The sequence below is a fragment of the Desulfatiglans parachlorophenolica genome, assembly GCF_055394735.1.
Map to the genome: position 1 here is coordinate 695,743 of NZ_AP042460.1, position 24,252 is coordinate 719,994.

The following is a 24,252-nucleotide window of genomic DNA, read 5'->3' on the forward strand; positions in this document are numbered from 1 at the left end:
CCCCTGCACAGCCGCGATTTTCTCAGGCTTGCCGGATCCGAGCCATCTCGAAGAAAAGGTCCTGCTCCCGGATTACGCCGACCGGCCGCGTGCCCTGCAAGACCAGAAGACGCCGCTCGTTCTGGGTGACCATCAGGAAAGCGGCCTCCATGAGATTGGAATCCGCGTCGATCGTGGAAGGCCTTGGAGACATCACCTCGCCGACCCTTTTCGAGGCCAGTTTCCGCACCTCGAGGGTGAACATGCCGGACCAGAACATGGGTGAGTACTGGATGCTGTCCGCCATGGATGGTTTGGGGGCGCTCAGGTAGGCGGGCATGATGGCCTCGAGGAGATCCTTGATCGTCATCACCCCCTGGACCTCGCCGTTGGCACCGAGGACCAAGAGCGAACGGTGGCCCGTTTCCATGAGGCGGCTGGTGCTCATCCTCGATGCGAACGTGTCCTTCAGCGCGCGGATCGCCTCCTGAATGGTCTGATCGGAAGAGATGGATGCATACTCCTCGAAGGGGATCATGGCCTCCCGGATCTTCCGTTCGGACGGGCGCGCCCCTTTCTGCCGGGTCTTGAAGGCATCGGAGATCTTCGCTGCCAGGAGGTCGATGTCGCAGGGCTTCGAGAGGTAATCGAAGGCTCCGGATCTCTGGGCCTCCTTGGCGGAGGGGAGATCGCCGTGCCCTGTCAGCATGATGACCGGGGTATCGGGGGTGCGCTTGCGGATCTCTCTGAGCGTCTCATGCCCATCCATCCCGGGCATCTTGATGTCCAGGATGACGACGTCCGGCTGCTTTTCGAGCTGCTCGAGGGCTTCCTCGCCCGATCCGGCCAGGAGGGTGTCGAATCCTTTGCGGGTCAGGAGTTTTCGGGTCGTGGCCCGGAATTGTTCTTCATCGTCCACCATGAGAACTTTGATCGAATCGTTCATATGTCCTGCCTCCTTTTTGAGCGTCGGATCCTCATCGAAGGTGCATTACGGCTTCAATCTCCCGGAATATGGAGATCCGGCGGATTTCTGGGCCCTGCAGCGCCGGAGCGTTCCGGCAGAGGGTGCCCGCTCCCGCCCTGTTCCGGATCAGGCCGAGATGATCGGCTTCAGCAGCTGAATCAGCAAGAGGAGCAGAATCGCGGCTGTTGCCAGGCAAGCGAATACAACCCGTGTCTTGATGCCGCCGGTTCGGCTCAGGCCGACGCCGATCAGATAAAACTTCCAGATTCCCCCCACCCAGGCGATGCCCGGGAGCCAGGAGATCAGGAGGGTGACATTTGCGTAGGCGATGATACGGAAAAGGGCCTCGAACGAATACAGGCGCCGGCAGATAAGACGGGTTACCAGGTAGAGGATGCCGGCAGTCAGGAACGGCATCAGAAAGGCGTTCAGGAAGAAGACCACCGCAAAAAAACCCTTTTTCTGAGGCATCAGCAGCGTGCCGGCCGCCGTGAAGAGGATCGATACCGTCAGCAGAAATAGGAGCGCCCTGCAATATCCCTTCTCCTCTTTGCGCTCTTCGTAGAAGCGGCCCGGATTGATCAGAAGCCCGATGACCATTTTCAAAAAACTCCGTCCGGGAACGAAGAATGGGCGGTCCCGCTCTGTGCTTGACAGGGTTTGCGTCATATTCATCGCTTGCCTCGCCTCGTTTTGTGGATCGGCAGTGGGCCGGCACTTGGGCTCCGGCCGGCTGCCGGGATCATCTTCCCGACCCCGGCAGCCGTTCGAAATACGCTTTTCGATGGGAGAATCGAGTCCAACGAAATAGATTTCTCCATGGGGCGTTTGGGTGCAAGACCGGCAAACGCCTAGAAGGTTTTCAGCCCCGGCCATCCCATCCAGTTCCAGTAGGTGGAGGCCATGAGCGCCAACCCGAGCATGTTCGTGACCCAGAGGATAAGGCCGACCCGCAGATAGTCTTTTGCGGTCAGGTAGCCGCTGGCGTACACGATGGCGTTGGGCGGTGTGCCGATCACCAGACAATATGCGAAGGACGATGCGATGGCGGTGCCCATGGCCATGAAGGGGATCATGGCGGTTCCCGGATGGGCGATGCCGGCCATGGCCAGGGTTACCGGGCCGACCGCCGCGCAGGCCGGGCCGTCGGCCATGATCTGCGTGAGCAGGGCCGTGATGAGGTTGCCGGTCAAAAGGAGTCCGAGCCCCTGGCTGACACCCAGGGGTTCGGCCAGCGCCAGCAGACTCCTGGCGATCCAGAAGGCGCCGCCGGTGTCTACCAGCACCTTGCCGAAGATGATAGCACCGGCATAGAGCCACACAACACCCCAGTCGACCTTGGTCTGGTAGTCACGCCAGTTGACGACCCCGGAAAGGATGTAGGCGATCGCCCCCATGACCGCCAGCACACCGATGCCGAAGCGGATGCCGGTCCACTGCTGCAGGAGATTCTTTTCGGTGATCCAGCAGAAGAGCATGGCGAGAAAGATGATCAGGGCCAGCTTCTGATCCCGCGTCCATTTGCCGCCACCCACCTTGGACGTCTGTTCCTTCACCACTGCAAAGGCTTCTCCCAGATTCGAGATGGCCGGTTTGAAGCGCCAGTTGATGACGAACCAGGTGATGGGGATGAGGAAAACAAGAAACGGGATACAATAGACGCACCACTGGCCGAAGCCCATGGACAGGCCGAACATGTCTTCGGCATAGCTCATCATGATGATGTTGCGCGCCGCACCGGAGGGGGCCAGCGATCCGCCCAGGTTGCAGGCCATGGCGATGGTGATCATCAGCATCTTGGCGAGTTCGGGGTCCTCTTTGCCGGCCGCTGAGGCGGAGGTGGTGTAGATGAGGATGCCGATCGGCAGGAACATCGCCGCCAGGGCATGGTCCGACATGAACATGGTCAGAGGAGCGATGATCAGGACGATGATGAGCGTCACCCATTTGATGTCGGGGTTTTTGAGCCTGCCGAACATCATCATGGCGATCCGTTTGTCGACGCCTGTCTTTACGAAGGCGGTGGCGAACATGAGACTCCCCATGATGAACCAGGTCGCATCCGACCAGTAAAGTGAAGCGACGGTCTTCCGGTTGACGATCCCGGTTATCATGGCGATGATCCCGATGGAAAAGGCCACCATGGGAAGCGGCATCGCCTCCGTGACAAAGCAGAGGACTACGAAGGCGACGATGGCCACGGCCGCCTTCACCTGAAAGCCGGCCTTGAGGGCCTGGGTCTGCTCCTTTTCCGTGAGGCGATCGAGGGTCAGATCTTCGGCGCGCAGCAGGTAGGCCCGGTCCATGAGGCTACGGAAGGATTCCGGCGTGAGCTGCTCGGCAAACGACATAATTTGTTCCAAGTGGGATTTGGTGCAGATTATGTCGTTTTCCTTGCACCACTTTTCGTTCCTCTTGAGAAAGGCGGCGTGTCCGTAGGCGGATTTCTGGAGGCTGGCCTCCATCATCCGGACCATCTGGACCTGCCATTGCTGGAGGTTCTCGGTCTGCTCCCCGAACAGCTCCTCGGCGAAGAATTCCTGGACGTACTTCGGGCCGAAGGCGTATTCCACCCCGACATCCAGCATGCTTTTCGGTGTGGGCATCGCGAGCAGAAGCAGCAAGATCCCCACCGGGAGGATGAACAGCTTCCAGTTGATGTACTTGTCATACCCTGAGGGCTTTTCTCGTTTGTCTGTCATGTGTCCCTCCTGATCTGCATTGCGTGAAGGTCTAAACGTGAGGGTCGGATCGCTTCGGCCGGCGGAGCGCGCGCACGGCACGGCCCGTTTTTCCCGCCGAGAGGGGAACCCCGGGGTCCAGGGGTTCCAATCCGGGCAACAGAATATTTTCCTTCGATCCGAGGCCCGCCCTGCCCGCCAGCTTCCCACTGGCTCAATCAAAAGGGGCACCTTTTCCGGATCGCAAAACGCCGGATCGGACAACCCCTTTCGGATAAGAACTCACGGTCAACCGAACAGTTTCGTCGCTCCGTAGAGCATGAACATGCCGATGGTGGCATAGAAAAAGAAACGGCGTTCGGTCTCCCGGGTCCACCTGAGTCTCCCGGCGGTTTTTGCTTCGCGCTCCTCTGTCTTCATCGGTCGACTCCCCTGCCGGTGTCTTTTGTGGGCCGGCATCACTCCGAACCTTCCAGGATCTGACGGGCGGATTTCATGGTGCTTCGGGCCTGCGCAACGCGGATCTTTCCTTCGAGTTTCTGCCGGTTGTGAAAGGCGTCTTCCGCCTTGGCGATCAGATCGTCGATGTCGGTTGGTTTCATGAGGTAGTCGGTCGCGCCGGATTTGAGGCCCTCGACCGCACTGTCGACGGTGGCATGACCGGTCAGCATGATGACCTCCACCATCGGAAACTGGTTCTTGATCTGCTTCAGCGTGGCGATTCCGTCCAAACCGGGCATCTTGACATCGAGAACGACGACATGGACGTTCTCCGTCCTGAGCTTTTCGAGGGCCTCGGCGCCGCTCCCGGCGGTGATCACGTCATAGCCCTTTCTTGCCAGCAATTTCTGGGTGGTGGCAAGGAAGCGTTCCTCGTCATCCACCAGCATCATCTTCATGCTCTCCATTCCGCTTCCCCCTGTCGTTGAAAGCTGTTCAAGGTTGCAGGCCCATCCGGCCCGTATTGGCTGCTTCAGGCGCGGGTAAAACACTCGTGGCGGCCGTCCCGGCATGCCACGACACTCAGAGGAGAGCAGAGGATGATGTCATCTGCTTCATCTGGCGGCCCCCCGCACGTTCACAACCCCTTCTGCACCCGGGACTTCGGCCGGATTCCAGGAGGCTGCGGGCAGACGGAGGGTAAAGACGGTCCCCACGCCTTCCGCGCTGTTGACCTCCATCGTCCCCCCCATGCGGTCCACGATCCCGTAGCAGACCGAAAGCCCCAGGCCGGTGCCCTTCCCGACCGGCTTGGTGGTGAAGAAGGGGCTGAAGATCTTTTTCAGGTTTTCAGGGCTGATGCCGCACCCGTTGTCTTTGACGAAGAGTTTGACCTGTCCGTCAACGGCGGGCTCCGTGCCGATGAGCAGCTCTCCTCCTTCGGTCCCGTGCCGGGCGAGGACGGCATCCATGGCATTGTTCAGAAGGTTCAGGAGGACCTGTTGCAGTTGGGCCGGATCGGCGTGGATCGGCTGAGTGTCAGAGCTGATCTTCTCCTGAACGCTGATCCCGTGCACCGCTGCTTTTTTGGAGACCATCCCCATGATTTCCGGGATGAACCTCAGTAAATCGATATCCTGTATGACAGGCTCGCTCTTGCGGCCGAATTTCAGGATGGCCTGGGTGATTTGGGCGCAGCGGTCTATCTGGGTATTGATCTGCCGCATCGAATCCTCGATTTCCGTCAGGTCTTCGGATGGCATCACCGCGCCATTTTCCTTCATGTCGGATAGAATGCTGTCGATCAGCGACTTCTCGGCCTTGATGATCTGGAGGGGGTTGTTGATTTCATGGGCGAAGCCGGCAGCCATCTCTCCAAGTTCGGCCAGGCGGGCAGCGCGGACGAGCTGTTCACCCAACTGCTCCCTTTCCGAATCCATCTCCTCCATCCGGCGAATGATTCGGTTCGTCAGGATGAAGGCTGAGAGGATGATGACAGCGCCGCCGAGAAGGCTCGTCAGAAGGATGAGAAGGCTCGCTCGGCGCAGGGCTGCGAAGGCATCCCGCTTTTCCTGGCGAACGACGAGAAGCCACTTCTTCTCCGTCAGCCAGGTGGTGGCGAAAAGGTAGGGAATGCCGCCGGTGTCCTTTTCGACAAAGGTTCTGACCCCGCTTTCGGGGGAAGGATAGATCAGGGTTTCAGGGTCCTTTTCCATGAGCCGACTTTCACCTCTCCGCTCTGTTTGAAAGTACCCTTGCGAGTTCAAAAGATACGCCTCACCGGTCTGTCCGATCTTCACCTTCTTGACCAGCTGGTTGAAGAGATCGGTGTCGATCGTGGCCCTCAGGACCCAGCTGCGGTCGCCTTCTTTGCGGGTCAAGGCGATGATGAAGTGGGGGATGCGCCGGTAGCCGAGAAAGACGTCGCTGATATAAAAGCCGTTTTTCAGGACGGCCTTGAACCAGTCGGCATCGCTGTAGTTTCTTCCAGTGAGTTGATAGGGGCCGACATAGGCGACGTGCAGCCCATCCTGATCGAAGACGCCCAGATCCAGAAAGGCATTGGAGGTCTTTTGCAGCAGCATGAGGGTGGTCTGAAGGAATTCGGGACGGCGCAGCGATTCGAACGAGTGGATGTCCGCGATAGAGGTCAGGTCCGCCTTCCGTTCCCGAAGGAAGGAGTCGATCATCTGTCCGTGGTCGAGCGCGATGCGCTTCATGTGCAGGACGGTGCTCGTCTCTGTAGCGTTCTTGAAATAGGTGTAGCCGATTGCCAGGACAAGGACAAAGGGTATCAGAGGCCCGACGATCGTGCTGGCGAGGAGAATCCTTCTGAGAGTGGCGTAGTGATGGTTGGCGCCGTTTGGGGGTTTGGGCTGACGAGACATGATTTCTCCCTGAATACAAGGTTGCTCTCCGTCAGTTCTTGAAGGCAATGTCCATGCCAAAGGGAGGAAGTCGGCAAATGGGCATTAACATGTTGAAATATGGATAGATCGATTCTGCTGTGGCAGAGGAGTGAGACGTTCGGAGGCGCCCGGCTGTCGGACATTTTTACAGTCTGTAAAGGGCTTCAGGTCTCAGCCGACCGAGGGGAGAAGAGACTCGATGGGGTCGGCGCTCTGCCGCAAACGGGTGGATCTTTTGACCTCTTTACGTCCGCCGGCAAAGCTGTCGGAAGGCGAAAACCGGAAGCGTTTTTCGTTTTTTCAGGGGGCTTGTCGCCATCGGGCATTTTTTCTTGACTTCATCTGAGAGCCGCCTTATGCTCCTACATTATAAGAATAGGTTATAGCAATGTAAGAAATACAGCCTTGGAGCAGGTAAGTCAGATGCCCCTTTTTGTCGGGGAAAGGCAGTGACCGGGACCGCCCCGAAGGGGTGACGCAGAGCGGGGCAGCCGGTGAAGAAGCGGCATCCTTTCCGGGTGGAAGACCTGTTCGTGCTGCGTATTCACTGCCAGATGGAAACACCGCATCCGGGGAGGTGCTACCCGGTGAGACAATGACCCGCTCGGTATCCCGAAAACGTCGGTGCCCTTGGATCTTTTCCGAAGGGAGCGATGGAGGTGAAGATGAATCTTGCCGATTACCTGCGCATGAACGCCGTCAAGTACAAAAGAAAGGTCGCTCTCATTGAAAGGCAACCTGTCAGGAGCAGGCGGCGGGTCCTGACCTGGGAAGATTTCAACGCCGAGGTCAACAAGGTCGGAAATTTCCTCGAGAAGAATTTGGGGATCCGGAAAGGAGACCGGGTTCTGCACCTGTTCAACAATTCGATGGAATGGCTGACGACCTACTTCGGCATCATCAAGATCGGGGCCGTTGTCGTCCCGTTGAACTTTCGATTCATCGAATCGGATATCGTCTATGCAGGCGACATCGCCGAGCCGTCGGCCTTTCTGTTCGGCCCTGAATTCCTCGACCGGGTCATCCATGTGCGAGAGCGGCTCAAGACCGTCCGAAGCTTCATCGCCGGGGGACAGACATGCCCGGACGGTATGACCCCGTTCTCCGACATCGAGAATTCCGGGGATACGGAAGAGTGTATCGTCGCCATGCAGGATGAAGATCACCTCGCGGTCATGTTCACCTCCGGCACGACCGGAAACGCCAAACCGGTGGTCCATACCCATGGAAGCATGCAGGCGACCGCCGTCGGGAACGGCTTGAGCCTCCCCCTGACGGTGGATGACAACTACCTGATCGTGCTGCCGCTCTATCACTCGGGCAGCCTTTTCATGTGGTTTTCCTATTTTGCGGTGGGCGCCACCGGCACCCTGATACGCGAATACCGGGACCCCGAATGGATGCTCGAGGCCATCGAAGAAGAAAAGGCGAATGCCGTCCTGGCGGTGGTCCCCATGTGCGTCGACCTGATCGATCGGATCGAGAGCGGGAAGATCGATGTGCGCCGGTATAACCTCTCCTCGTGGAAGTATGTGACGACGGGCGCGCAGCCCGTGCCGCCCCACATCTTCAGCCGGCTGATGGATCTTCTTCCGTGCAACGTCATTCACACCTACGGGGCGACGGAGGCAGGGGGAGGAGCGACCTGGTGCATTTATTACGCCGATATTTTGCGCAAGCCGGGATCCATCGGGAGGCCGAACTTCGGGGTCGAGGGCCGCATCGTCGACGGCGAAGGGAGGGATGTAGCTCCGGGTCGGGTGGGGGAAATCGCGATCAGGACGCCGCGCCTCATGAAGGAATATTACCGGAATGCGGATCTGACGCGAGAGAGCATCCGGGACGGCTATTTCTATACGGGGGACCTTGCCCGGATGGACGACGAGGGGTATTACTATATCGTCGACCGTAAAAAAGACATGATCACCAGCGGTGGGGAAAACATCTACCCCGTAGAGATCGAAGAGGTCCTGCACCAGCATCCGGACATCGTCGATGCGGCGGTGATCGGGTATCCGGACAAGCGGTTCGTCGAGATCGTCATGGCGGTCGTCCAGTTGAAAGAGGGCAGTGCGCTGAACGAGGAGGATATCGTCACCTTCTGCAAGTCGAGGCTGGCCACCTATAAGGTGCCGCGAAAGGTGGCCTTCGACCAGGTACCGCGGAACCCGACCGGCAAACTCCTCAAAACGGTTCTCAGGGAGAAGTACTCCGGTGCAAAGGAAGCGTTCAAGATAGGTTGACGAAAGGGGGTAATACGTATGGATGACCTTAGAATCGCCGTTGTGGGTATTGGGGCTACGGGTGCCGTTCTGGCGGCGGCCCTGCTCAGCCGGGATCCGGATACGATCCTCGTGGATCCGAGGCCGGGATTGGAGGAGGAACTTCGCAAGGGCGGCATCCGCATCACGGGGCAGCTCGATTACCAGGTTCCCGTCCGCCGCTTTTTCAATCGGATCGAAATGTGCAGGGAGCACCGCCCGAACTGCATCTTCGTGGCGACCAAGACCTTTCATCTCCCGCAGGTTCTGGAGGAGTTGAAGAGTGTGTTCCAGGAGGGGACCAAGATCGTCAGCACGCACAACGGCCTCGGGACCGAGGACCTCATCGCGGAGGTCTTCGGCCCCGAGGCGGCCTTCCGGATGTCTCTCAATTTCGGGGTCGCCCTGAAGGGTCCTACTGCGGTCGAAACGGCCTTTTTCAACCGCCCCAACCACCTGGGGGCCCTCGTCCCCGAAAACCGAGGCTTCGGTCTGCGCTTGGCGGAGCGCCTTTCCGCCGGCGGACTCGATACGGAGTGCGTCGACGACATCAAGCGCTTCGTCTGGAAGAAAATGATCATGAAGTGCACCATGGCCTCCATCTGCGCCGTGACGGACCGCACCATCCAAGAGGCCCTCGATTTTCCCCCCACGCGCGAGATCGCCGACGCCTGCTTCAAAGAGGTCCTGGCCGTCGCCAAGGCCAAGGGCTACGACCTCGGGGAGGACTATCTGACCCAGGCCTTGGGGTATCTCGAAAAGGTGGGGGTGCACAAGGATTCCATGTGCGTCGACATCGCCAACAAGACCCGGACCGAGATCGATTTCCTGGGTGGGAAGGTCGTCGAGTACGGGAGGGAGACCGGCGTTCCTACGCCGTGCTACGCGACGATGGCGAACCTTGTCAAGGCCATGGAGGACCGATACCTGCGGCGTTGAACCGCCGGGGCGTCAGGCAGCCGGAAGGGCGGCGGATGCCGCCTGCTTGTCCGTTATCCGCGGTGCGGCGGCCCGTCCATTCAGAAGAATCCTTTTCGGGCATCCAGGAAAGGGGGCTCTACACATGAGCCGAAGCAGATGGATCCATGTAGGCGATATCCTCAAGATGAACGCGATCAACTGTCCCGACAGACTGGGATGGCAGGACAAATCCAGGGAGTTCACGTTTTCGGCATGGAATGCCCGGGCCTGCCGCTTTTCGAACGGTTTGAAGGATCTGGGCGTCGGGTACGGGGATACCTTCGGCGTCATCGCCTACAACCGCGGGGAATGGATGGACATCTACGCCGGGTGCGCCAAGGGCGGGCAGGTGGTGGTGCCGCTCATGTTCCGCCTGGCTGCGCCCGAGATCGAAACCATCGTCAACCATGCGGAGTGCGGGGGGCTGGTGGTCGAAGCGCCTTTCGTCGAGCTGATCGACGGCATCCGGGACCGGCTGCAGGTGCCGGAAGGGGCCTTTATCTATCTCGGTGAGGGCCCTGTGCCTGAAGGGTATATTGGCTACGAGGCGCTCCTTGCCGGCGCATCGCCGGAGGAGCCCGCCCAGCGCGTCTATGGGGACGATGTCTGGAACGTCATGTACACCTCCGGGACGACCGGGCGGCCGAAGGGCGTGGTGCGCACCCATGAGAGTCACATCGCCCACTATCTCCTGAGCGACATCAACATGGGGGTGCGGCCGACCGACAAGGTGATGCTCGTCATGCCCATGTGCCATGTCAATTCGATCCAGTACTCCTTTCCCTATACCCTCGTGACCGCACCCGTATTCATCTACAACAGGGCGAGCTTCGATCCGGAAGACCTCCTGACGACGATCGCCCGATACCGGATCACCTATACCTCGCTGGTGCCTACCCATTACCAGATGATTCTGAGTCTGCCGGAGGAGACGCGCAAGGCGAAGGATGTCTCGTCGATCCGACAGTTGCTCATTTCTTCCGCGCCGGCTACGAAAGACCTGAAGCTCGCCATCATGGATTATTTTCGGAACGCGGAACTCTGGGAGGCTTACGGGAGCACGGAAGGCGGGTTGGGGACCCTCCTCCGGCCCGAGGACCAGTTCCGGAAACTCGGCTCGATCGGCCGGGAGATCTTCGGAAGCGACCGTATCAGGCTGCTCGATGAGGAGAGGAACGAGATCCCGGACGGGGAGGTCGGCGAGCTGTTTTACCGGGTGCCCTGCGTCTTCAAGGAATACCTGAAGGAGCCGGAAAAGACCAAGGAGGCCTTCGAGGGCGACTGGTTCTCCGCCGGGGACATGGCCAGGCGGGACGAGGACGGCTACTACACCCTGGTCGACCGCAAGGCGAACATGATCATCACGGGGGGCGAAAACGTCTACCCCTCCGAGGTGGAGATCGCCCTCAAGGGGCATCCCGCGGTGAGGGAGGTCGCCGTGATCGGCGTGCCCGACGAGAAGTGGGGCGAGGCCATCAAGGCGGTCGTCGTGCTGCAGGAGGGCCATCAGCCGGGCCCGGCCCTGGCGCAGGAACTCATGGATTTCACCCGGGGCCGGATCGCAGGATACAAGCGGCCCAAAAGCGTCGACTTCATCCGGGAGGAAGAGATGCCGAGGACCACCACGGGCAAAATCCTCCATCGGATGCTGAAGAAGCGGTATTGAGGTCTGCACATGACTGGGGAAACGGACAAGGTGTTCGGATCACTCGAGAAGGCGATTCGGATTCTCTGCCTCTTCGATGCGCAGACCCTTGAACTCTCCGCCCAGGAGATCTCGATCAGCCTCGGCATCCCGTTGAGCACGACGTACAATTATCTGAAGGTTTTCCTCCGCAACGACATCCTCAGCAAAGACGACAGCGGCAGATTCCGCCTCGGGTTCAGGATCTTCAAACTGGGTATCCTGGCGGCGGAAAACGTCTCCCTGCTGGAGATCGCCCGGCCCTATCTGGCTTCTATCGCCCGGCGCACGCAGGAAACGGTTGTCCTGACGCTGACCGAAGGGTTCGATCTGCTTTGTGTGGACACGATCGAAAGCACGCGGCCGGTCAAGCTGACGATGAAGCGGGGCGCCAGGCTTCCACTGCACGCCGGGGCTCCCGGGAAGGCGCTTCTGGCCAACAGGGACCGGACCTTCCTGGACGATCTGATACGCTCCAGAGGCCTTCCGAAGATGAACCGGAACACCATTACGGATGTGGAAGAACTGGAGCGCGAACTGGCCGCCATCCGAAAGGAGGGGTACAGCTGGAGCGATTCGGAGGTCGATTCGGGGGCCGGGGCCCTGGCGGTTCCCATCCTGGACCATACGGGGCGGGCCGTCGCAGCCGTCGCGCTGATCGGGTCCGTTGAGGCCATCCTGGGGAAAGATCGAAAGGCGCTGGTCGGCGACCTGAAAGACGCCTCGCGGGAGATTTCAGAGAAGCTGGGATGGGTCCGTCCGGAAACCCTCATCAAGCACAGGCAGGTTTCAGTCCGAAAATAGGGATGCACCCGGGTTGCCGCTCTCGAGGCCTTGTCAGCCGGATGAAGGGCGGTCTCATTTCCGCCTTTTCGAGAATCCCATTGCCGGCCATGAAGGGTCTTTCGAGGCGACGAAGCCGTTTTTCTGCAGGTTTGGCTGTGCGGGGGCACAAGGCTGTCCGGCCGGGGAGGGGCGATTCCCTCGATCGTCTCCGGGGGCTTCACGCCTGGGGCCGGGAGGAACGGATGCGTCCCGGCTCTTGCTGAAGAGGCAAGGCGGTACAAAAACCGCGGATCGGCAAGGGCGAGGGTTGCCGGCCGCGGCTTTTGTCGGGGGTTGGAAGGAGAGGTGTCAATCCTGGGGCGGTGCTATTTTTCTTTTTCCTGTTCAAGGACCCTTCCGGGAAAACGGATCAATTCCTTGATCCTGGCCGATCGGATCTTCTGCTCGTGGGCGTCTTTCTTCTCGAAGGCCTGCGCCATCTTGACCATCAGCTCTTCCAGTTTGACCGGCTTCAGCAGGTAATCGAAGGCCCCGAGTTTCATCCCCTCGATGCTCGTTTCGACCGAACCGTGTCCGGTGAGAAGGATGACCTCGGCCAGGGGCTGGATCTTTCTCATTTCCCGCAGGGCCTGGATCCCGTCCATGCCGCCCGGCATCTTGATGTCGAGGATCACCACGTCGAAGAGCTTTTTTTTCATGGCCTCGAGCGCTTCCTCGCCGCTCTGGACACCGGTCGTATCGATCTGGCGCTTGTTCAGACGGTTGACCAGGGTTTCCAGAAAATCGGTTTCGTCGTCCACTACCAGCACTCTGAAACTGTCCATAATGACCTCCTTAGGCTAGAGCAATACCGTTGCAAAGAACATGTGATCGATGAAACCCGGGCGACCCCTGCAACCTGTGTCCGTGCGCGGCCCGGGCAGAGGTTCCCGGCCGCGGGAGGGCGTCGACACACCCCTGGATCGGACCTTGCCTGCGTTGGACCATCATTTCCGGACTGCAAACCCGGTCCTGCTGGACGATCATTTCCGGATTGGAAACTGGATCGTGCTGGATCGTCATTTCCGGATGGAAACCAGTGTAGGGCCTGAGGCCGCAAAAACAAAAGCAAAATATGCCACCGCCCTGCCGCATCGGCACTATCGCGGCTCGGTGTTTAACTAGTTTCCATCCGGAAATGGTCTTTTTGGCCAATCTCGGCGTCAATCTGCACGTTTGCTTGTGCGGCGACCACCAGGTCGCCTCCGCACAAACGCTTGATTGCCTTGATATTGGCCAAAAATCCTCATTTCCGGATCGGAAACTGGGTTGTACCGGGAAATCATTTCCGGGCCAATCTCGGCGTCAATCTGCACGTTTGCTTGTGCGGCGACCACCAGGTCGCCTCCGCGCAACCGCTTGATTTCCTTGATATTGGCCAAACCGGGACCCGCCGCGAAGCGGTGGGACTGAGCGGCGAAGCGGTGAAGAAAAATCCTCATTTCCGGATTGGAAACGGAGTTCTGCCGGGAAATCATTTCCGGCTATTTTTTTCCCGGCAGGACCACCGGCAGCCGCACTGTGAACATACTGCCTTTTCCGACCGTGCTTTGGAGCTTGATGGTTCCTCCGAGTTTTTCGACGATTCCGTAGCTGACCCAGAGCCCGAGCCCCGTCCCTTTTCCGGTGTCCTTCGTGGTGAAGAAGGGGTCGAAGACCCGTTTCTGGATCTCCGCCGGCATCCCCGGTCCGTTGTCGATCACCTTGACATGGATTTCGGAGCCGAGTTGGCGACTCTTGACCTCGATGTGCCCCTCCTTGCCGATGGCGTCGATCGCGTTCGAGATGAGGTTCAGAAAGACCTGCTGCAGCTGAGATTGATCGCTCGCGATGATCGGCAGATTCGGCGAAAAATCCGTCGCGATCGCTATATTGTTGATCCGGGCGTAGTTGTCCAGCAGGGCGATCGTCTGGCGCAGGGTCTCGTTGACGTCCACGTCCTCCAGCCGTGGCTCCATCCGCCGGGCATAACCGAGCATATTGTGGACGACCTTGCGGGCCCGCTCTACGTGCTCCTCGATCTTGCGGATGGAATTCCGGAATTCTTCTGCATTGGGGCTGTCCTTGAAGGATTCCTCCTCCAGCAGGTCTTCCATCCATCCGGTCTTCTGCAGGATGACGGCCAGAGGATTGTTGATTTCATGGGCCACCCCGGCGGCCATCTTGCCGAGCGCGGCCAGTTTGTCCGATTGCACCAGCTGCGCGTTCAACTCGTTCATCCGTTTGTCCGCATCTTTCAGCCGTTTGATGCTCATGTGGGTGGTGAAGATGGTCGTGACGACGATGGCGAGGATGCCGCACAGGATGATGAGGATCTCGACATTACGGGTGGCGAAAAGCCCCCCCATCTCTTCGGCGACCTCCTGGGTGATGACGAGGAGCCATTGATCCTTTTTGAGCCATCGGCCCGCATAAAGGGTTTTTTTCCCTTCCGCATCCATCTCCTCGAAAAAGGTGGTGCCCCCGCCGAATTTGGCCTGCTCGATCCCTGATTGGCCCAGGGTCTTGCCTTCGAGACGGGGCTGCGTCTGATAGAGGCCGTCCCGGTTCAGGATAAAGGCATCCCCGGTTTTGCCGACCTGGGCGGCCCGGACGATGCCCCCGAAAACGTCCGGGTCGATCGTGGCCCTGAGGATCCAGCTGTTCTGCTCTTCCTGGCGGCGCACGGCGATGATGAAGTGGGGCAGTTGGCGGTACCCCAGATAGACGTCGCTGATGTAGATCCCCTTGCGCATGACCTCGCCGAACCAGGGCTGTTGGTAATAGTTCAACCCTTCCAGGTTGTAAGGGCCGATATAGGTGCGGTGGGTTCCGGCGTTGTCGATGACCCCCAGGTCGACGAAGGCACCGGCACGCTGGTTCATGACCTGGAAGATATTGACCAGGACCTTTTGATCGATCATCTCCTGGAAGTGATGGGTGTCGGCCATGGCGGCGAGGATCGCCGTCCGCTCCTTCAGAAAGAGGTCGACGGCCTCGGCCTGTGCGGTGGCGCGGTAGCGTATCTGTTCGGCGATCTTGTCGCGGTACAGCCGTGCGAACTGGTGGTAGATGGTCGCTCCCAGGAGGACCAGGGGCGCGAACGAGACGAACAGCGTTACGGCGATGATCTTTTTCTGGAGACTGACGTACAATCTGCTTTTCATCGTGGCTTCCCTGAAGGGGCGGGCGGTCCGCGAGGTCCCCTCGCGGCCGCCGCTTGGTTGACTACTGCAGGACAGGCCAGTCCAGGAATTTCCAATACCCCAGGATCGACCAGAACCAGAGCACCAGCCAGGCGATGATCGTGACCGGGAGGCCGTACTTGACGAAATCGAAGACGCTGAGAAGGCGCTCCCCGGTTTCGGGGTCCTTGCCCATGCCGAAGGCGATGGCATTGTTCGGGGTTCCCACCACGAGGAAGTTGGCGAAGGAAGACGAAAACGCGCAGGCCAGTCCGAGCTTCCAGACATGCACGCCCGCCAGGGCGCTCATGGGCAGCACGATGGGGCCAAGGGCCGCCACGGTAGCACCGTCGGACATGAAGTTCGTCATCGTGCCGGTCAGGACGCTGACCCCGATGGCGAGCATGTCCCCCTGGGCCAGGACCTTCGGCAGGAAGTCCACGAAGGTGTTCGCCAGCCAGAGGCCGGCGCCGGTGAACTTGAGGCCGGCCCCCATGGCGGTGGCGGCCGCGTACAGACCCACCACGTCGAGCGCGACGCCCTCCTGGATGTCGTCCCAGGTGATGATGCGCGCAAGGAAGAGGGCGATGACGGCGTACATCGTGGGGCCGCCGAGTCCGGCGTGTTCCCCCAGGATGATCCACGCGGCGACCAGACAGACGAGGATCACCGCCATGATGGCCTCTTGACCGCCGAACTTGGGCATGCGGGCGGCCTCGGCCTTGACGACCTCAGCCGGGTTGATGTCCTTGACCTTGAAGCGCCCCTTGCAAACGATGTACATGTATGCGCCGATCATCACGCCGCAGACGGGTACGAAGGGCATGCCGTATTTCATCCACTCGAGGAAGCTGATGCCCTTCCCGAAGTCCATCAGGTACCCGGCCATGATGGCGTTTCGGCCGCCTGCCGCGGGAGACCCGGGCCCTCCGTGGTTGGCGGCGAAGCAGATCCCCAGGAGAAGAAACACGGCCAGGGCGCGATCCTTTTCCACGCCGTACATTCTGCAGGTCACCTTGTAGACGCCCATCAGAACGGGGATCAGAAGGGCGACCAGGGCGTGCTCCGACAGGAAACTGGCGCAGACTGCGATCGTGGGCATAAAGATGAAGGCGAAGGCCTTGGCGCTCTTGATGCGGCTCAGGATGATCAGCCCGATGCGCTTGTCGAGCCCGGTCTTGGCGACGCCGACCGCGACGACGAGGATGCCGAAGATGAAGAAGACCGCATCGGACATGTAGGCCTTTGAGATTTCGTTGATGGGAAGGATGGCAAACAGGTAGAGCAGAACGGCTACGAGAAGGTCGGTGGCCCCCAGCGACAGGGCCTCCGTAGCCCAGAGAAAGACACAGACGAAAAAGATCAGCAGCATGACCTTCAATATTTGCGCGGTCTGCTCTGGTGTCATCAGCCCTTTTTCCTTGTGGGCTTCTTCATCCCCGGCCTTCCCGGGTTCACCGGCGGCAGGGGCCTTTACCACAGCCTTTTTGGCCGCGGTGAAGGCGGCCGGGCTGAGCTTCTTGTTGATGGCTTCCGTGATGCTCAGGCAGTCGGCCGGCAGTTTGTAGCCCGGGGGATTTTCGATTCCCATGAGGTCGACCATGCTTCGGGGCGGAGGCAGGAAGAACAGACCGAGGAAAACGATCAGCGCAAACAGAAGCAGGATCGGTTTGTATCCCGGGCGGCTGGCCCAGAAGCTCTGATCGGGGTTTGGGTCCACACTCGCTTTGACATGTGACATAGGATCCTCCTTATGGTTTGACAGCGGTATCTCTCTTGAGGTTCGTCCAGCCTGCGTCTTCGGTCCAGGTTGAATTGCAGGGTCCGAAGGCACCCGCCCACGTTCAGCGTCGCTTCCCCTGGCTGATCGCCTTCCCGATTGGGGGTCCCGGGGGTGGGGCAGGGGGGGGAAAAGCTTTTGTGTCCGCCGTTTTTCTTTCCTGACCCCATCGAAAGGGATCCGCCCTACGCGGACGGTCTGACGCGGATGCGCCAGGTGCCGGGAAGCCCGCTGCCGGTTTCGGTGTTCACAGGGCTCCGAAAATCGTCTGCAGTTCGGCCCCCATTCGTGGTCTGGCAATCTTTATGCCAAAAGAGTGCGTCTGTCGGGAAGGGTCCAAAAGGCTGAAAGGATTGAAAGGTCGAGGCAGAGGGCGGTAGGGCGTTCCGATGGGACGACCGGATCTTTGTCGGCATTTTTTACAAGGTGTAAAAGCGGAAAGGATCCGGTCGATGTCCAGAAAGGGGCCGAGGCTTGGCCGCAGGACAGGTCCCGAGCAGCAGAAATGTGCTGGATGGTTTCAGGGGGAAGGAAGGGTGGGGGGGAGATCGGCGGCGGGGAGCCGTTGTCTGTACAGAGGCCGTGTGCGGCGGCCGGCCCCTCACGTGGCCGAGTCGTCGGCCTCGAGGCTGATTTTCAACCTTTTTCTACAGGGTTCGGTCGGAGCGGATTCGATCGGGCCGCGTAGGCCTCTCTGATTTTTTCAAGGAGTTCGTCCAGTTCGCAGGGTTTCGTGAGGTAGTCGAAGGCCCCCAGGTCGATCCCTTCCCTGGCGGCCTCCGCCGAACCATGACCCGTCAGCATGATGACGGCGAGGTCTGGATCCATTTTCTTGAAGATCCTCAGGACATCGAGTCCATCCATGTCTTCCATCTTCAGGTCCAGCACCGCCACGTCGAAATCCTGGCCGCGCAGGGCCTGGATGGCCTCCGAACCGCTCAAGGCCTTGGTGACCGCGATCTTTCGTTTGCCGAGGCGATTGGCCAGCACGTTAACGTAACCTGCCTCGTCATCTACGAGCAGTAGGCGGATCCGACCGTCCTCCGCATGTTCGTTCGTCGCCATAAATCTCTCCTGGGAAAAGCCTGTTTCAGAATACAGATCTGAAACGAGTGGGTTTTCAAGATAAATCGGCGATCGCCTATCCTGAATCAGGGCGGCGGGTTCCGGTTTTCGAAGCCGAGGGTGGGCCTTCTTCTCCGCGGTCGGTAAGGGGTTTTCAGGGCGAAGAAGAAAAGGCGTCTTTGGCTCCGGACCTGAACTCGTCGAACCGGAAAGGACCCTTGCGGGGGAAAGTTCCCGACACGGAAGCTGAAGCTCTTGCCGATCCCGCGCCGATCCGAGGATTGCGCGGGATCGGTCCGTTGCAGGCCGAACCCGCAGCGAGGGGCCGGGAATGGCGCCGAGGTCGGTAAAACCATTTCCGGTCCGGAACCTAGATCCGCCGCGCAGTGATCTCCTTCATCCTGGCTTCGACGATCTTTTCTTCATGCCCGCGCTTCTTGGCTGTGGCCTCCTGGACCTTCTTGAGCAGCAGATCCATGTCGCACGGCTTCATGAGGTAGTCATAGGCGCCGAGCTTCATGCCCTCGATGGCCGTTTCCACCGTCGCGTGGCCGGTCAGCATGATGACCTCGACCAGGGGGTGCCGGCGTTTGATCTCCCGCAGGGTATCGATGCCGTCCATTCCCGGCATCTTGACGTCCAGGATGAGGACCTCCGTCTGCGGCTTTTTTTCGAGAAGCTTGAGCGCCTCATCCCCGCTGAAGGCCGAATCGACCTCCAGATCGCGTTTTGTAAGCCTCTTCGTCATGGTTTCCACGAAGGGCACTTCATCATCGACAAGCATGATATGGGCCAAACTCATGGTGTTCTCCTTTCTGGGTCTGTCCGAAGGTCATAGCGATCCGTCACCGGGCGGTTTTCCTTCCGGGGCGATATCCATTTCGGCGGTCTTCCCGGGTGCGAAGGGCAGGAGGACCTTGAAGGTGGTGCCGACGTCCAGTTCGCTGCGCACCTCGATCTCTCCTCCAAGCTTCTTGATGATCCCGTAACAGATGGCGAGTCCGAGTCCTGTTCCCTTCCCGACAGGTTTGGTGGTGAAAAAGGGATTGAAGATCCGGCCGAGATTGGCCTGGGGGATGCCGGGCCCGGTGTCGGTGATCTCCACCTCGATGGTGTGATCGAACTGCTCGGTGGCGATCTTGAGGAGACCTCCGCGCTTTTCCATGGCGTCGATTGCATTGTTGATCAGGTTCAGAAATACCTGCTGCAGCTCTGACTGGGATACCCTGAGAAGCGGGAGATTCTCCTGGAAGGCGGTCTGTATTTCAATGTTGCTGAACTTGGCGCGCTGCTTCGAGAGGGCGACCAACTCTTCGAGCAGTTCGTTGATCGGCACTTCCTGGATCCTGGGGTCTGTCTTGCGGGCAAAACTCAGGAGTTTGTGGGTGATTTCCTTGCACCGTCTTCCCTGCGTGCGGATCTGCTCCAGGGCCCTTTTGAACTCCTGCAGGTTTTCACCGTCCTTGAATTCCTCTTCCTCGAGCAGATCCCCGATCCAGCCCGCTTCCTCCACCATGATCGCCACGGGGTTGTTGATCTCGTGCGCGATCCCTGCCGCGAGCTCCCCCACCGATGCCAGTTTGCCGGTTTCCACGACCTGCTCGTTCATCATCCGCTTTTCCTGGTCGGAGCGGTAGATCCTGCTGACCATCCGCCTCGAGACGACGACGGCGGTGGTGACGATCAGAAGCCCACTGAGGAGGATGAAAACCAAACTGCCTTTGAAGGCATTGTTGAAATCGGCGAAGGCATCCGCAGTCTTCTGGCGGTAAACGAGCCACCAGTCACCGTTCTTGAGAAAGACGGAGACGTAGATCGCCTGCTCCCCGGCCTCGTCCCGGGTCTTGACGATCTGGACCTCCTGGTCGAGCGACTGCTGTCGTGCGAGGAGTTCGAGGTAGGGGCCTTTTTCCAGACTCACGTCCAGGAAGGGTTTGGTCTGATACTCCCCTTCGCGGTTCAGGATGAAGGCGAATCCCGTTTCTCCGATCCGGATCTTTTCGACCAGGTTGTTGAAGGCGACAAAATCGATGGTGGCCCTGAGGATCCAGGGCCGCCCGTTGTCATTTTCCTTGACGGCGACGATGAAATGGGGGAGGAGACGCAGGCCCAGAAACACGTCGCTGATGAAGAATTCTTCCCGCATGACCCCTTCGAACCAGTCCGCCGTGGAGTAAAGCGCCTTCGTCAATCTGAAAGGACCAGCATAGGCCCGCTGGACGCCCTGGGCGTCGATGACGCCGAGGTCTACGAACATCGGACCGAAGGTGTTCTGAAGGGCCGCCAGTTGATCTTCCAGAAAGGACTGATCCTCGAATTCCTCCAGCGTGAAATTTTGGGCCAGGAACCTGATTTCCGCGAGTTTTTCGGTGAGAAACGCGTCGATGTTCTGCTTGTGTTTCCGGACCAGGGTGGTCAGATGGGCATTGACCTTTTCCTGGTAGGATTGATGGAAACGGTAGAGGATGAAGCCGCTGACCAGGAACATCGGCGTCAGGGAGACGATCAGTACGCCCAGCAGCATATTTCGGGATAGGGACCGGTAATAGCCGCTCCGGCCTTCGTTTTTTCGCTCCATCGTGATGTCGTCTTCCTATAGTCCCGACCGTTTTTCTTCGGTGGAAGGGGTTTCCGGTGGCTGGCTGGCGTTCGGGAGCAGATTATAGATGAGAGTTTTCAGCGGTTCAATGCTATTCCCCATTTTTTCGACAAAGCCCAGGGTGTCGAGGACTTCGGACCATTGATCGTCGAGGGGAAGAAACCCGTGAATGACAACCGGCAGGACGGGGATGCGGCTGTCGAGCTTTTCGTAGAGCTGCTTTTCTTTCAGGTCAGGCAGGTCCGGATCCAGAATCAGAAGATCGAGCCGTTCGGGTCCGAATGCGCAGTCCAACACCTCCGCAGCTGACTTGGCCAGATGCACCTTGAACCCGTCGTTGATCAATTCACGCTTCAAGAAGTCCCTGATATGCGGGTTGCGGTCAGCAACGAGAATCGTGAATATCCTTTTCACCGCTTCTGCCTCCGGATACGGTCCCTTGGCCTCGAATGGCGGATCCGCCGCGTTTTCCCGGGAGATTTCCGGTTTTCCAGCCGCGTCTGCATTCAACCCGATTGGTTCTGCAAGCTCGATCCTGCAGGGTGATACCCCTTCGCAGAAAAAAGGTGTTTCTCTCGACCGCAGGAATGGTGAGCCTGGGCCGGCACCGCCCGTCCGGAAGACGAGCTTCCAGGGTGGGCCGGAAGGAACCGGCCTATGATTTCGGGACAGGTGGAGGGTTGTCCGGCCTATCTTCCAGCTGCATCAGACCGTCGGTGCATGGATCATTTCAAATTCAAGCTGAGGGCATACAATCCGTTTTCGACGGCCTTCTTGATTTCAAAACCGAGCCGGCGCCCCAAGGCCAGCATCTGGGTGTTTTCTGACAGCACCTGTCCGGTGATCCTTTTCATCCCCTTTTCCTTTGCAATGCCGATCAGCCGCTCCATCAGCGCGGCGCCCATCCCCTGCCCCTGCCAGGGATCCCCCACGGCCACCGCAAATTCGGCCTCCTCTGTCCGCGGGGTGCTCATGAGGCGGGCCACCGCAAGGATCCGCTCATGCTCCGCTTCGGTATCGATGACCACCAGGGCCATGTCTCGGTCGTAGTCGATCTGGGTCAGCCTGGCCAGCATCTTCGTCGGCAGGGATTTCAGAGGGCTGAAAAATCGGAAGTAGATGCTGCGGGGAGAGAGCGCCGAGAAGAGTTCTACCAGGAGCGGCGCGTCCTCCGGTTTGATGGGGCGGACGAGGAAACGCCTGCCGTCTTTGGCGCTGATGTTGGCCTCATACTCGTTCGGGTAGGGGCTGATCACCAGATGCCCGGGGGACGTTGCGGCGGCGGGGGCGATCCGGATGCGTGCATCGACCGCCAGACCGCGGTGGGCGCCGATCATGAAAGGGTTGATGTCCAGTTCGGATATCTCCGGAAAGTCGGTGACGAGTTGGGCCAGACGCACCAGGATCTCTTCCAGCAGGCCGATATCCGCACGGGGCATATTCCGATAGCCCTCGAGGATGTGATAGATCCGCGTCTCTTCCATCAGGCGCTTTGCGAGCAGCCGGTTCAGCGGAGGCAGGGCCAATGCGCGGTCTTTCCAGAACTCCGTGAGGACGCCGCCGGCGCCGAAGAGGATCACCGGCCCGAAATCGGGGTCCATCTTGCTTCCCAGGATCAACTCGTGCATGGGACCGGAGAGCATCGGCTGCAGGGTGACGCCGTCGATGCGCGCATCCGCCTTGTAGGCACGGGCCGCCGCGACGATCCGCTCGAAGGCCTCCCGGGCCTCCCGAGGCGTCCTCAGATTCAGTTCGACACCGCCCGCGTCGGACTTGTGGACAATATCAGGCGACAGGATCTTCATCACCACCGGGAAGCCGAGGCGGGCGCTCGAGGCCGCCGCTTCGTCGGCGTTATGGGCGGTTTCCGTGGGGTTGACAGGGATCCCGTAGGCGTTCAGGATCTTTTTGGACTGCGGTTCGTCGAGCATCCCGCCTCCACCCTCGATGGCCGCTTCGACCATCGACTCGACCGCGGGCCGATCGAAGTGGAGCGAGCGATCGAATTTGGGCGGGATCTCCTGGAGCATTTCGAGGTTGCGGGCGTAGGACACCGCATACATGAAGGCTGTGATCGCGCGCTCGGGCGAGTCATAGGTGGGAAATGCGGACCGATTCATCGCCTCTCGGCCCGGGTCGGCCCCCTCACCCCCCATCCACACCGAAAAGAGCGGCATGTCCGGGTCCTTGTTCCGGAAGGCCGACACGAGGGCGGAGGCGACTTCGGCCGTAGGGTTCAATCCCTGGGGTACATAGACGGTCATGAGCGCGTCCATCTCTTTGGCCGAGAGACAGATCTCGGCGGCCGCCTTCCATCGCTCGGGGACGGCGTCCCCCAGGATGTCGATGGGGTTGCGCCTGCTCCAGAAAGGCGGCAGCATCCCGTCGAGGGCGTTCAGCGTTTCGGGTTCGAGGGGGGCCGGTTCGAGGCCGTGGGAGGCCAGGGCATCGGCCGCCATGACCCCCGGGCCGCCCCCGTTCGTGAGGATGCACAGTCTGTTGCCGCGCGGGTTGTGCTGCTTGGCGAAGAGTTCAGCGCAATCGAAGAGTTCATCCATGGTCTCGACCCGCAGCATGCCGGCCCGCTTGAAGGCGGCGTCATACACCGCATCCTCGCCCGCCATCGCTCCCGTGTGGGAGGATGCCGCCGCGGCGCCGGCCGCCGAGCGGCCGGCCTTGAGCACCACGATGGGCTTGACGCGCGAGACGGCCCGCGCTGCGCTCATGAACTTGCGCAGACAGGTGAGGCTCTCGACGTAGAGCACGATGGCGCTGACATCCGGGTCATGTCCGAGGTAGTCGACAAGATCCCCGAAATCTACATCCAGCATGGAGCCGATGCTGACGAAGTAGCGAAAACCGATCCTCTCGCGTTCGGAAAGGTCCAGAATGGCCGCGCACATGGCCCCGCTCTGGGAGATGAAGGCGAGCCGGCCGCTGAGCGGCGCACGGCGGGCGAAGGTGGCGTTGAGTTTCACGGACGCGGATACGATGCCCATGCAGTTGGGGCCGATGACCCGGATCCCGGCTGCGTCGGCGCGTTCCCGGATGGCCTTTTCGATCGAGCGTCCCCGCTCCCCGGTCTCTTTCCCGCCGGCGGAGATCACGACTGCACCGCCGACCCCGGCCGCGGCGCAGTCATCGATGACTTCGACCACTTTCCCGATGGGTACGGCGATGACCGCCAGATCGACGGGTTGACCGATTTCCCCGACGGTTGCATGACATCGGATCCCCATCAGTTCCCGATACCTCGGGTTGATGGGGAAGACGGTGCCCTCGAAGGGCGTCTGCAGCAGGTTTCGCAGGAGCGCTTCACCGATGGACCCGGTTTTCTCCGTGGCCCCGACAAGCGCCACCGTCGACGGCATGAAGATCTTTCCAAGGTTGTAAATACTCACTACCGGCCTCCGGAAAAGTGTAGAGATGCTGGACAAC

General features: G+C 59.8%; 20 protein-coding genes. 6 read left to right on the plus strand and 14 right to left on the minus strand.

The window, feature by feature from the left end; translation table 11 throughout:
• Nucleotides 1-22: 22 nt before the first annotated feature.
• The 6 genes from ACZ500_RS03260 to ACZ500_RS03285 all read right to left on the minus strand — a co-directional run bounded on the left by ACZ500_RS03260 (nt 23) and on the right by ACZ500_RS03285 (nt 6,455).
• Nucleotides 23-925 carry a response regulator gene (locus ACZ500_RS03260; protein WP_464231103.1) on the minus strand — a complete coding sequence of 301 codons (903 nt, stop codon included), beginning with the start codon at nt 923-925 and terminating at the stop codon, nt 23-25.
• 147 nt (nt 926-1,072) lie between these two features.
• Nucleotides 1,073-1,546, minus strand: a complete 474-nt coding sequence (locus ACZ500_RS03265; RefSeq protein ID WP_464231104.1) for a YIP1 family protein — start codon at nt 1,544-1,546, stop codon at nt 1,073-1,075.
• Nucleotides 1,547-1,797: 251 nt separating this feature from the next.
• Nucleotides 1,798-3,648, minus strand: a complete 1,851-nt coding sequence (locus ACZ500_RS03270) for an SLC13 family permease (RefSeq protein ID WP_464231105.1) — start codon at nt 3,646-3,648, stop codon at nt 1,798-1,800.
• A gap of 267 nt (nt 3,649-3,915) precedes the next feature.
• Nucleotides 3,916-4,047, minus strand: coding sequence for a hypothetical protein (locus ACZ500_RS03275; RefSeq protein WP_464231106.1), 132 nt, complete (start codon nt 4,045-4,047; stop codon nt 3,916-3,918).
• Nucleotides 4,048-4,085: 38 nt separating this feature from the next.
• On the minus strand, nt 4,086-4,535 hold the full coding sequence (locus tag ACZ500_RS03280) for a response regulator (RefSeq protein WP_464231107.1): 450 nt from the start codon (nt 4,533-4,535) through the stop codon (nt 4,086-4,088).
• A gap of 147 nt (nt 4,536-4,682) precedes the next feature.
• Nucleotides 4,683-6,455 carry a sensor histidine kinase gene (locus tag ACZ500_RS03285; protein ID WP_464231108.1) on the minus strand — a complete coding sequence of 591 codons (1,773 nt, stop codon included), beginning with the start codon at nt 6,453-6,455 and terminating at the stop codon, nt 4,683-4,685.
• 686 nt (nt 6,456-7,141) lie between these two features.
• Here ACZ500_RS03285 and ACZ500_RS03290 point away from each other — a divergent pair.
• The 4 genes from ACZ500_RS03290 to ACZ500_RS03305 all read left to right on the plus strand — a co-directional run bounded on the left by ACZ500_RS03290 (nt 7,142) and on the right by ACZ500_RS03305 (nt 12,185).
• A complete protein-coding gene (locus tag ACZ500_RS03290) occupies nt 7,142-8,719 on the plus strand; it encodes a class I adenylate-forming enzyme family protein (protein ID WP_464231109.1) in 1,578 nt (525 codons plus the stop codon).
• 18 nt (nt 8,720-8,737) lie between these two features.
• Nucleotides 8,738-9,676 (plus strand): ketopantoate reductase family protein, encoded by a 939-nt coding sequence (locus ACZ500_RS03295; RefSeq protein ID WP_464231110.1) that lies wholly within the window; start codon nt 8,738-8,740, stop codon nt 9,674-9,676.
• A 124-nt stretch (nt 9,677-9,800) separates the two neighbouring features.
• Entirely contained in the window at nt 9,801-11,363 is a 1,563-nt protein-coding gene (locus ACZ500_RS03300; RefSeq protein WP_464231111.1) for an AMP-binding protein, read from the plus strand.
• Nucleotides 11,364-11,372: 9 nt separating this feature from the next.
• Nucleotides 11,373-12,185, plus strand: coding sequence for an IclR family transcriptional regulator (locus tag ACZ500_RS03305; RefSeq protein ID WP_464231112.1), 813 nt, complete (start codon nt 11,373-11,375; stop codon nt 12,183-12,185).
• A 347-nt stretch (nt 12,186-12,532) separates the two neighbouring features.
• Here ACZ500_RS03305 and ACZ500_RS03310 read toward each other — a convergent pair whose 3' ends face one another.
• Nucleotides 12,533-12,991 carry a response regulator gene (locus ACZ500_RS03310; RefSeq protein WP_464231113.1) on the minus strand — a complete coding sequence of 153 codons (459 nt, stop codon included), beginning with the start codon at nt 12,989-12,991 and terminating at the stop codon, nt 12,533-12,535.
• 145 nt (nt 12,992-13,136) lie between these two features.
• Here ACZ500_RS03310 and ACZ500_RS03315 point away from each other — a divergent pair, with 145 nt between their 5' ends.
• A complete protein-coding gene (locus ACZ500_RS03315) occupies nt 13,137-13,331 on the plus strand; it encodes a hypothetical protein (protein WP_464231114.1) in 195 nt (64 codons plus the stop codon).
• Between the two features lie 13 nt (nt 13,332-13,344).
• Nucleotides 13,345-13,569, plus strand: a complete 225-nt coding sequence (locus ACZ500_RS03320; protein WP_464231115.1) for a hypothetical protein — start codon at nt 13,345-13,347, stop codon at nt 13,567-13,569.
• 121 nt (nt 13,570-13,690) lie between these two features.
• Here ACZ500_RS03320 and ACZ500_RS03325 read toward each other — a convergent pair whose 3' ends face one another.
• The 7 genes from ACZ500_RS03325 to ACZ500_RS03355 all read right to left on the minus strand — a co-directional run bounded on the left by ACZ500_RS03325 (nt 13,691) and on the right by ACZ500_RS03355 (nt 24,215).
• Nucleotides 13,691-15,352, minus strand: coding sequence for a sensor histidine kinase (locus ACZ500_RS03325; protein WP_464231116.1), 1,662 nt, complete (start codon nt 15,350-15,352; stop codon nt 13,691-13,693).
• Nucleotides 15,353-15,413: 61 nt separating this feature from the next.
• Nucleotides 15,414-17,111 (minus strand): SLC13 family permease, encoded by a 1,698-nt coding sequence (locus tag ACZ500_RS03330; protein ID WP_464231117.1) that lies wholly within the window; start codon nt 17,109-17,111, stop codon nt 15,414-15,416.
• Between the two features lie 675 nt (nt 17,112-17,786).
• On the minus strand, nt 17,787-18,215 hold the full coding sequence (locus ACZ500_RS03335) for a response regulator (protein ID WP_464231118.1): 429 nt from the start codon (nt 18,213-18,215) through the stop codon (nt 17,787-17,789).
• Between the two features lie 370 nt (nt 18,216-18,585).
• Nucleotides 18,586-19,017, minus strand: coding sequence for a response regulator (locus ACZ500_RS03340; protein WP_464231119.1), 432 nt, complete (start codon nt 19,015-19,017; stop codon nt 18,586-18,588).
• Between the two features lie 30 nt (nt 19,018-19,047).
• Nucleotides 19,048-20,793 (minus strand): sensor histidine kinase, encoded by a 1,746-nt coding sequence (locus ACZ500_RS03345; RefSeq protein ID WP_464231120.1) that lies wholly within the window; start codon nt 20,791-20,793, stop codon nt 19,048-19,050.
• Nucleotides 20,794-20,808: 15 nt separating this feature from the next.
• A complete protein-coding gene (locus tag ACZ500_RS03350) occupies nt 20,809-21,228 on the minus strand; it encodes a response regulator (RefSeq protein WP_464231121.1) in 420 nt (139 codons plus the stop codon).
• 311 nt (nt 21,229-21,539) lie between these two features.
• Nucleotides 21,540-24,215 (minus strand): bifunctional acetate--CoA ligase family protein/GNAT family N-acetyltransferase, encoded by a 2,676-nt coding sequence (locus tag ACZ500_RS03355; protein ID WP_464231122.1) that lies wholly within the window; start codon nt 24,213-24,215, stop codon nt 21,540-21,542.
• Between the last annotated feature and the right edge of the window lie 37 nt (nt 24,216-24,252).

Coding starts and splice junctions, on each gene's coding strand:
- ACZ500_RS03260 (WP_464231103.1), bottom strand. CDS start 925: ATGAACGATTCGATCAAAGTTCTCATGGTGGACGATGAAGAACAATTC.
- ACZ500_RS03265 (WP_464231104.1), bottom strand. CDS start 1,546: ATGGTCATCGGGCTTCTGATCAATCCGGGCCGCTTCTACGAAGAGCGC.
- ACZ500_RS03270 (WP_464231105.1), bottom strand. CDS start 3,648: ATGACAGACAAACGAGAAAAGCCCTCAGGGTATGACAAGTACATCAAC.
- ACZ500_RS03275 (WP_464231106.1), bottom strand. CDS start 4,047: ATGAAGACAGAGGAGCGCGAAGCAAAAACCGCCGGGAGACTCAGGTGG.
- ACZ500_RS03280 (WP_464231107.1), bottom strand. CDS start 4,535: ATGGAGAGCATGAAGATGATGCTGGTGGATGACGAGGAACGCTTCCTT.
- ACZ500_RS03285 (WP_464231108.1), bottom strand. CDS start 6,455: ATGTCTCGTCAGCCCAAACCCCCAAACGGCGCCAACCATCACTACGCC.
- ACZ500_RS03290 (WP_464231109.1), top strand. CDS start 7,142: ATGAATCTTGCCGATTACCTGCGCATGAACGCCGTCAAGTACAAAAGA.
- ACZ500_RS03295 (WP_464231110.1), top strand. CDS start 8,738: ATGGATGACCTTAGAATCGCCGTTGTGGGTATTGGGGCTACGGGTGCC.
- ACZ500_RS03300 (WP_464231111.1), top strand. CDS start 9,801: ATGAGCCGAAGCAGATGGATCCATGTAGGCGATATCCTCAAGATGAAC.
- ACZ500_RS03305 (WP_464231112.1), top strand. CDS start 11,373: ATGACTGGGGAAACGGACAAGGTGTTCGGATCACTCGAGAAGGCGATT.
- ACZ500_RS03310 (WP_464231113.1), bottom strand. CDS start 12,991: ATGGACAGTTTCAGAGTGCTGGTAGTGGACGACGAAACCGATTTTCTG.
- ACZ500_RS03320 (WP_464231115.1), top strand. CDS start 13,345: ATGGTCTTTTTGGCCAATCTCGGCGTCAATCTGCACGTTTGCTTGTGC.
- ACZ500_RS03325 (WP_464231116.1), bottom strand. CDS start 15,352: ATGAAAAGCAGATTGTACGTCAGTCTCCAGAAAAAGATCATCGCCGTA.
- ACZ500_RS03330 (WP_464231117.1), bottom strand. CDS start 17,111: ATGTCACATGTCAAAGCGAGTGTGGACCCAAACCCCGATCAGAGCTTC.
- ACZ500_RS03335 (WP_464231118.1), bottom strand. CDS start 18,215: ATGGCGACGAACGAACATGCGGAGGACGGTCGGATCCGCCTACTGCTC.
- ACZ500_RS03340 (WP_464231119.1), bottom strand. CDS start 19,017: ATGAGTTTGGCCCATATCATGCTTGTCGATGATGAAGTGCCCTTCGTG.
- ACZ500_RS03345 (WP_464231120.1), bottom strand. CDS start 20,793: ATGGAGCGAAAAAACGAAGGCCGGAGCGGCTATTACCGGTCCCTATCC.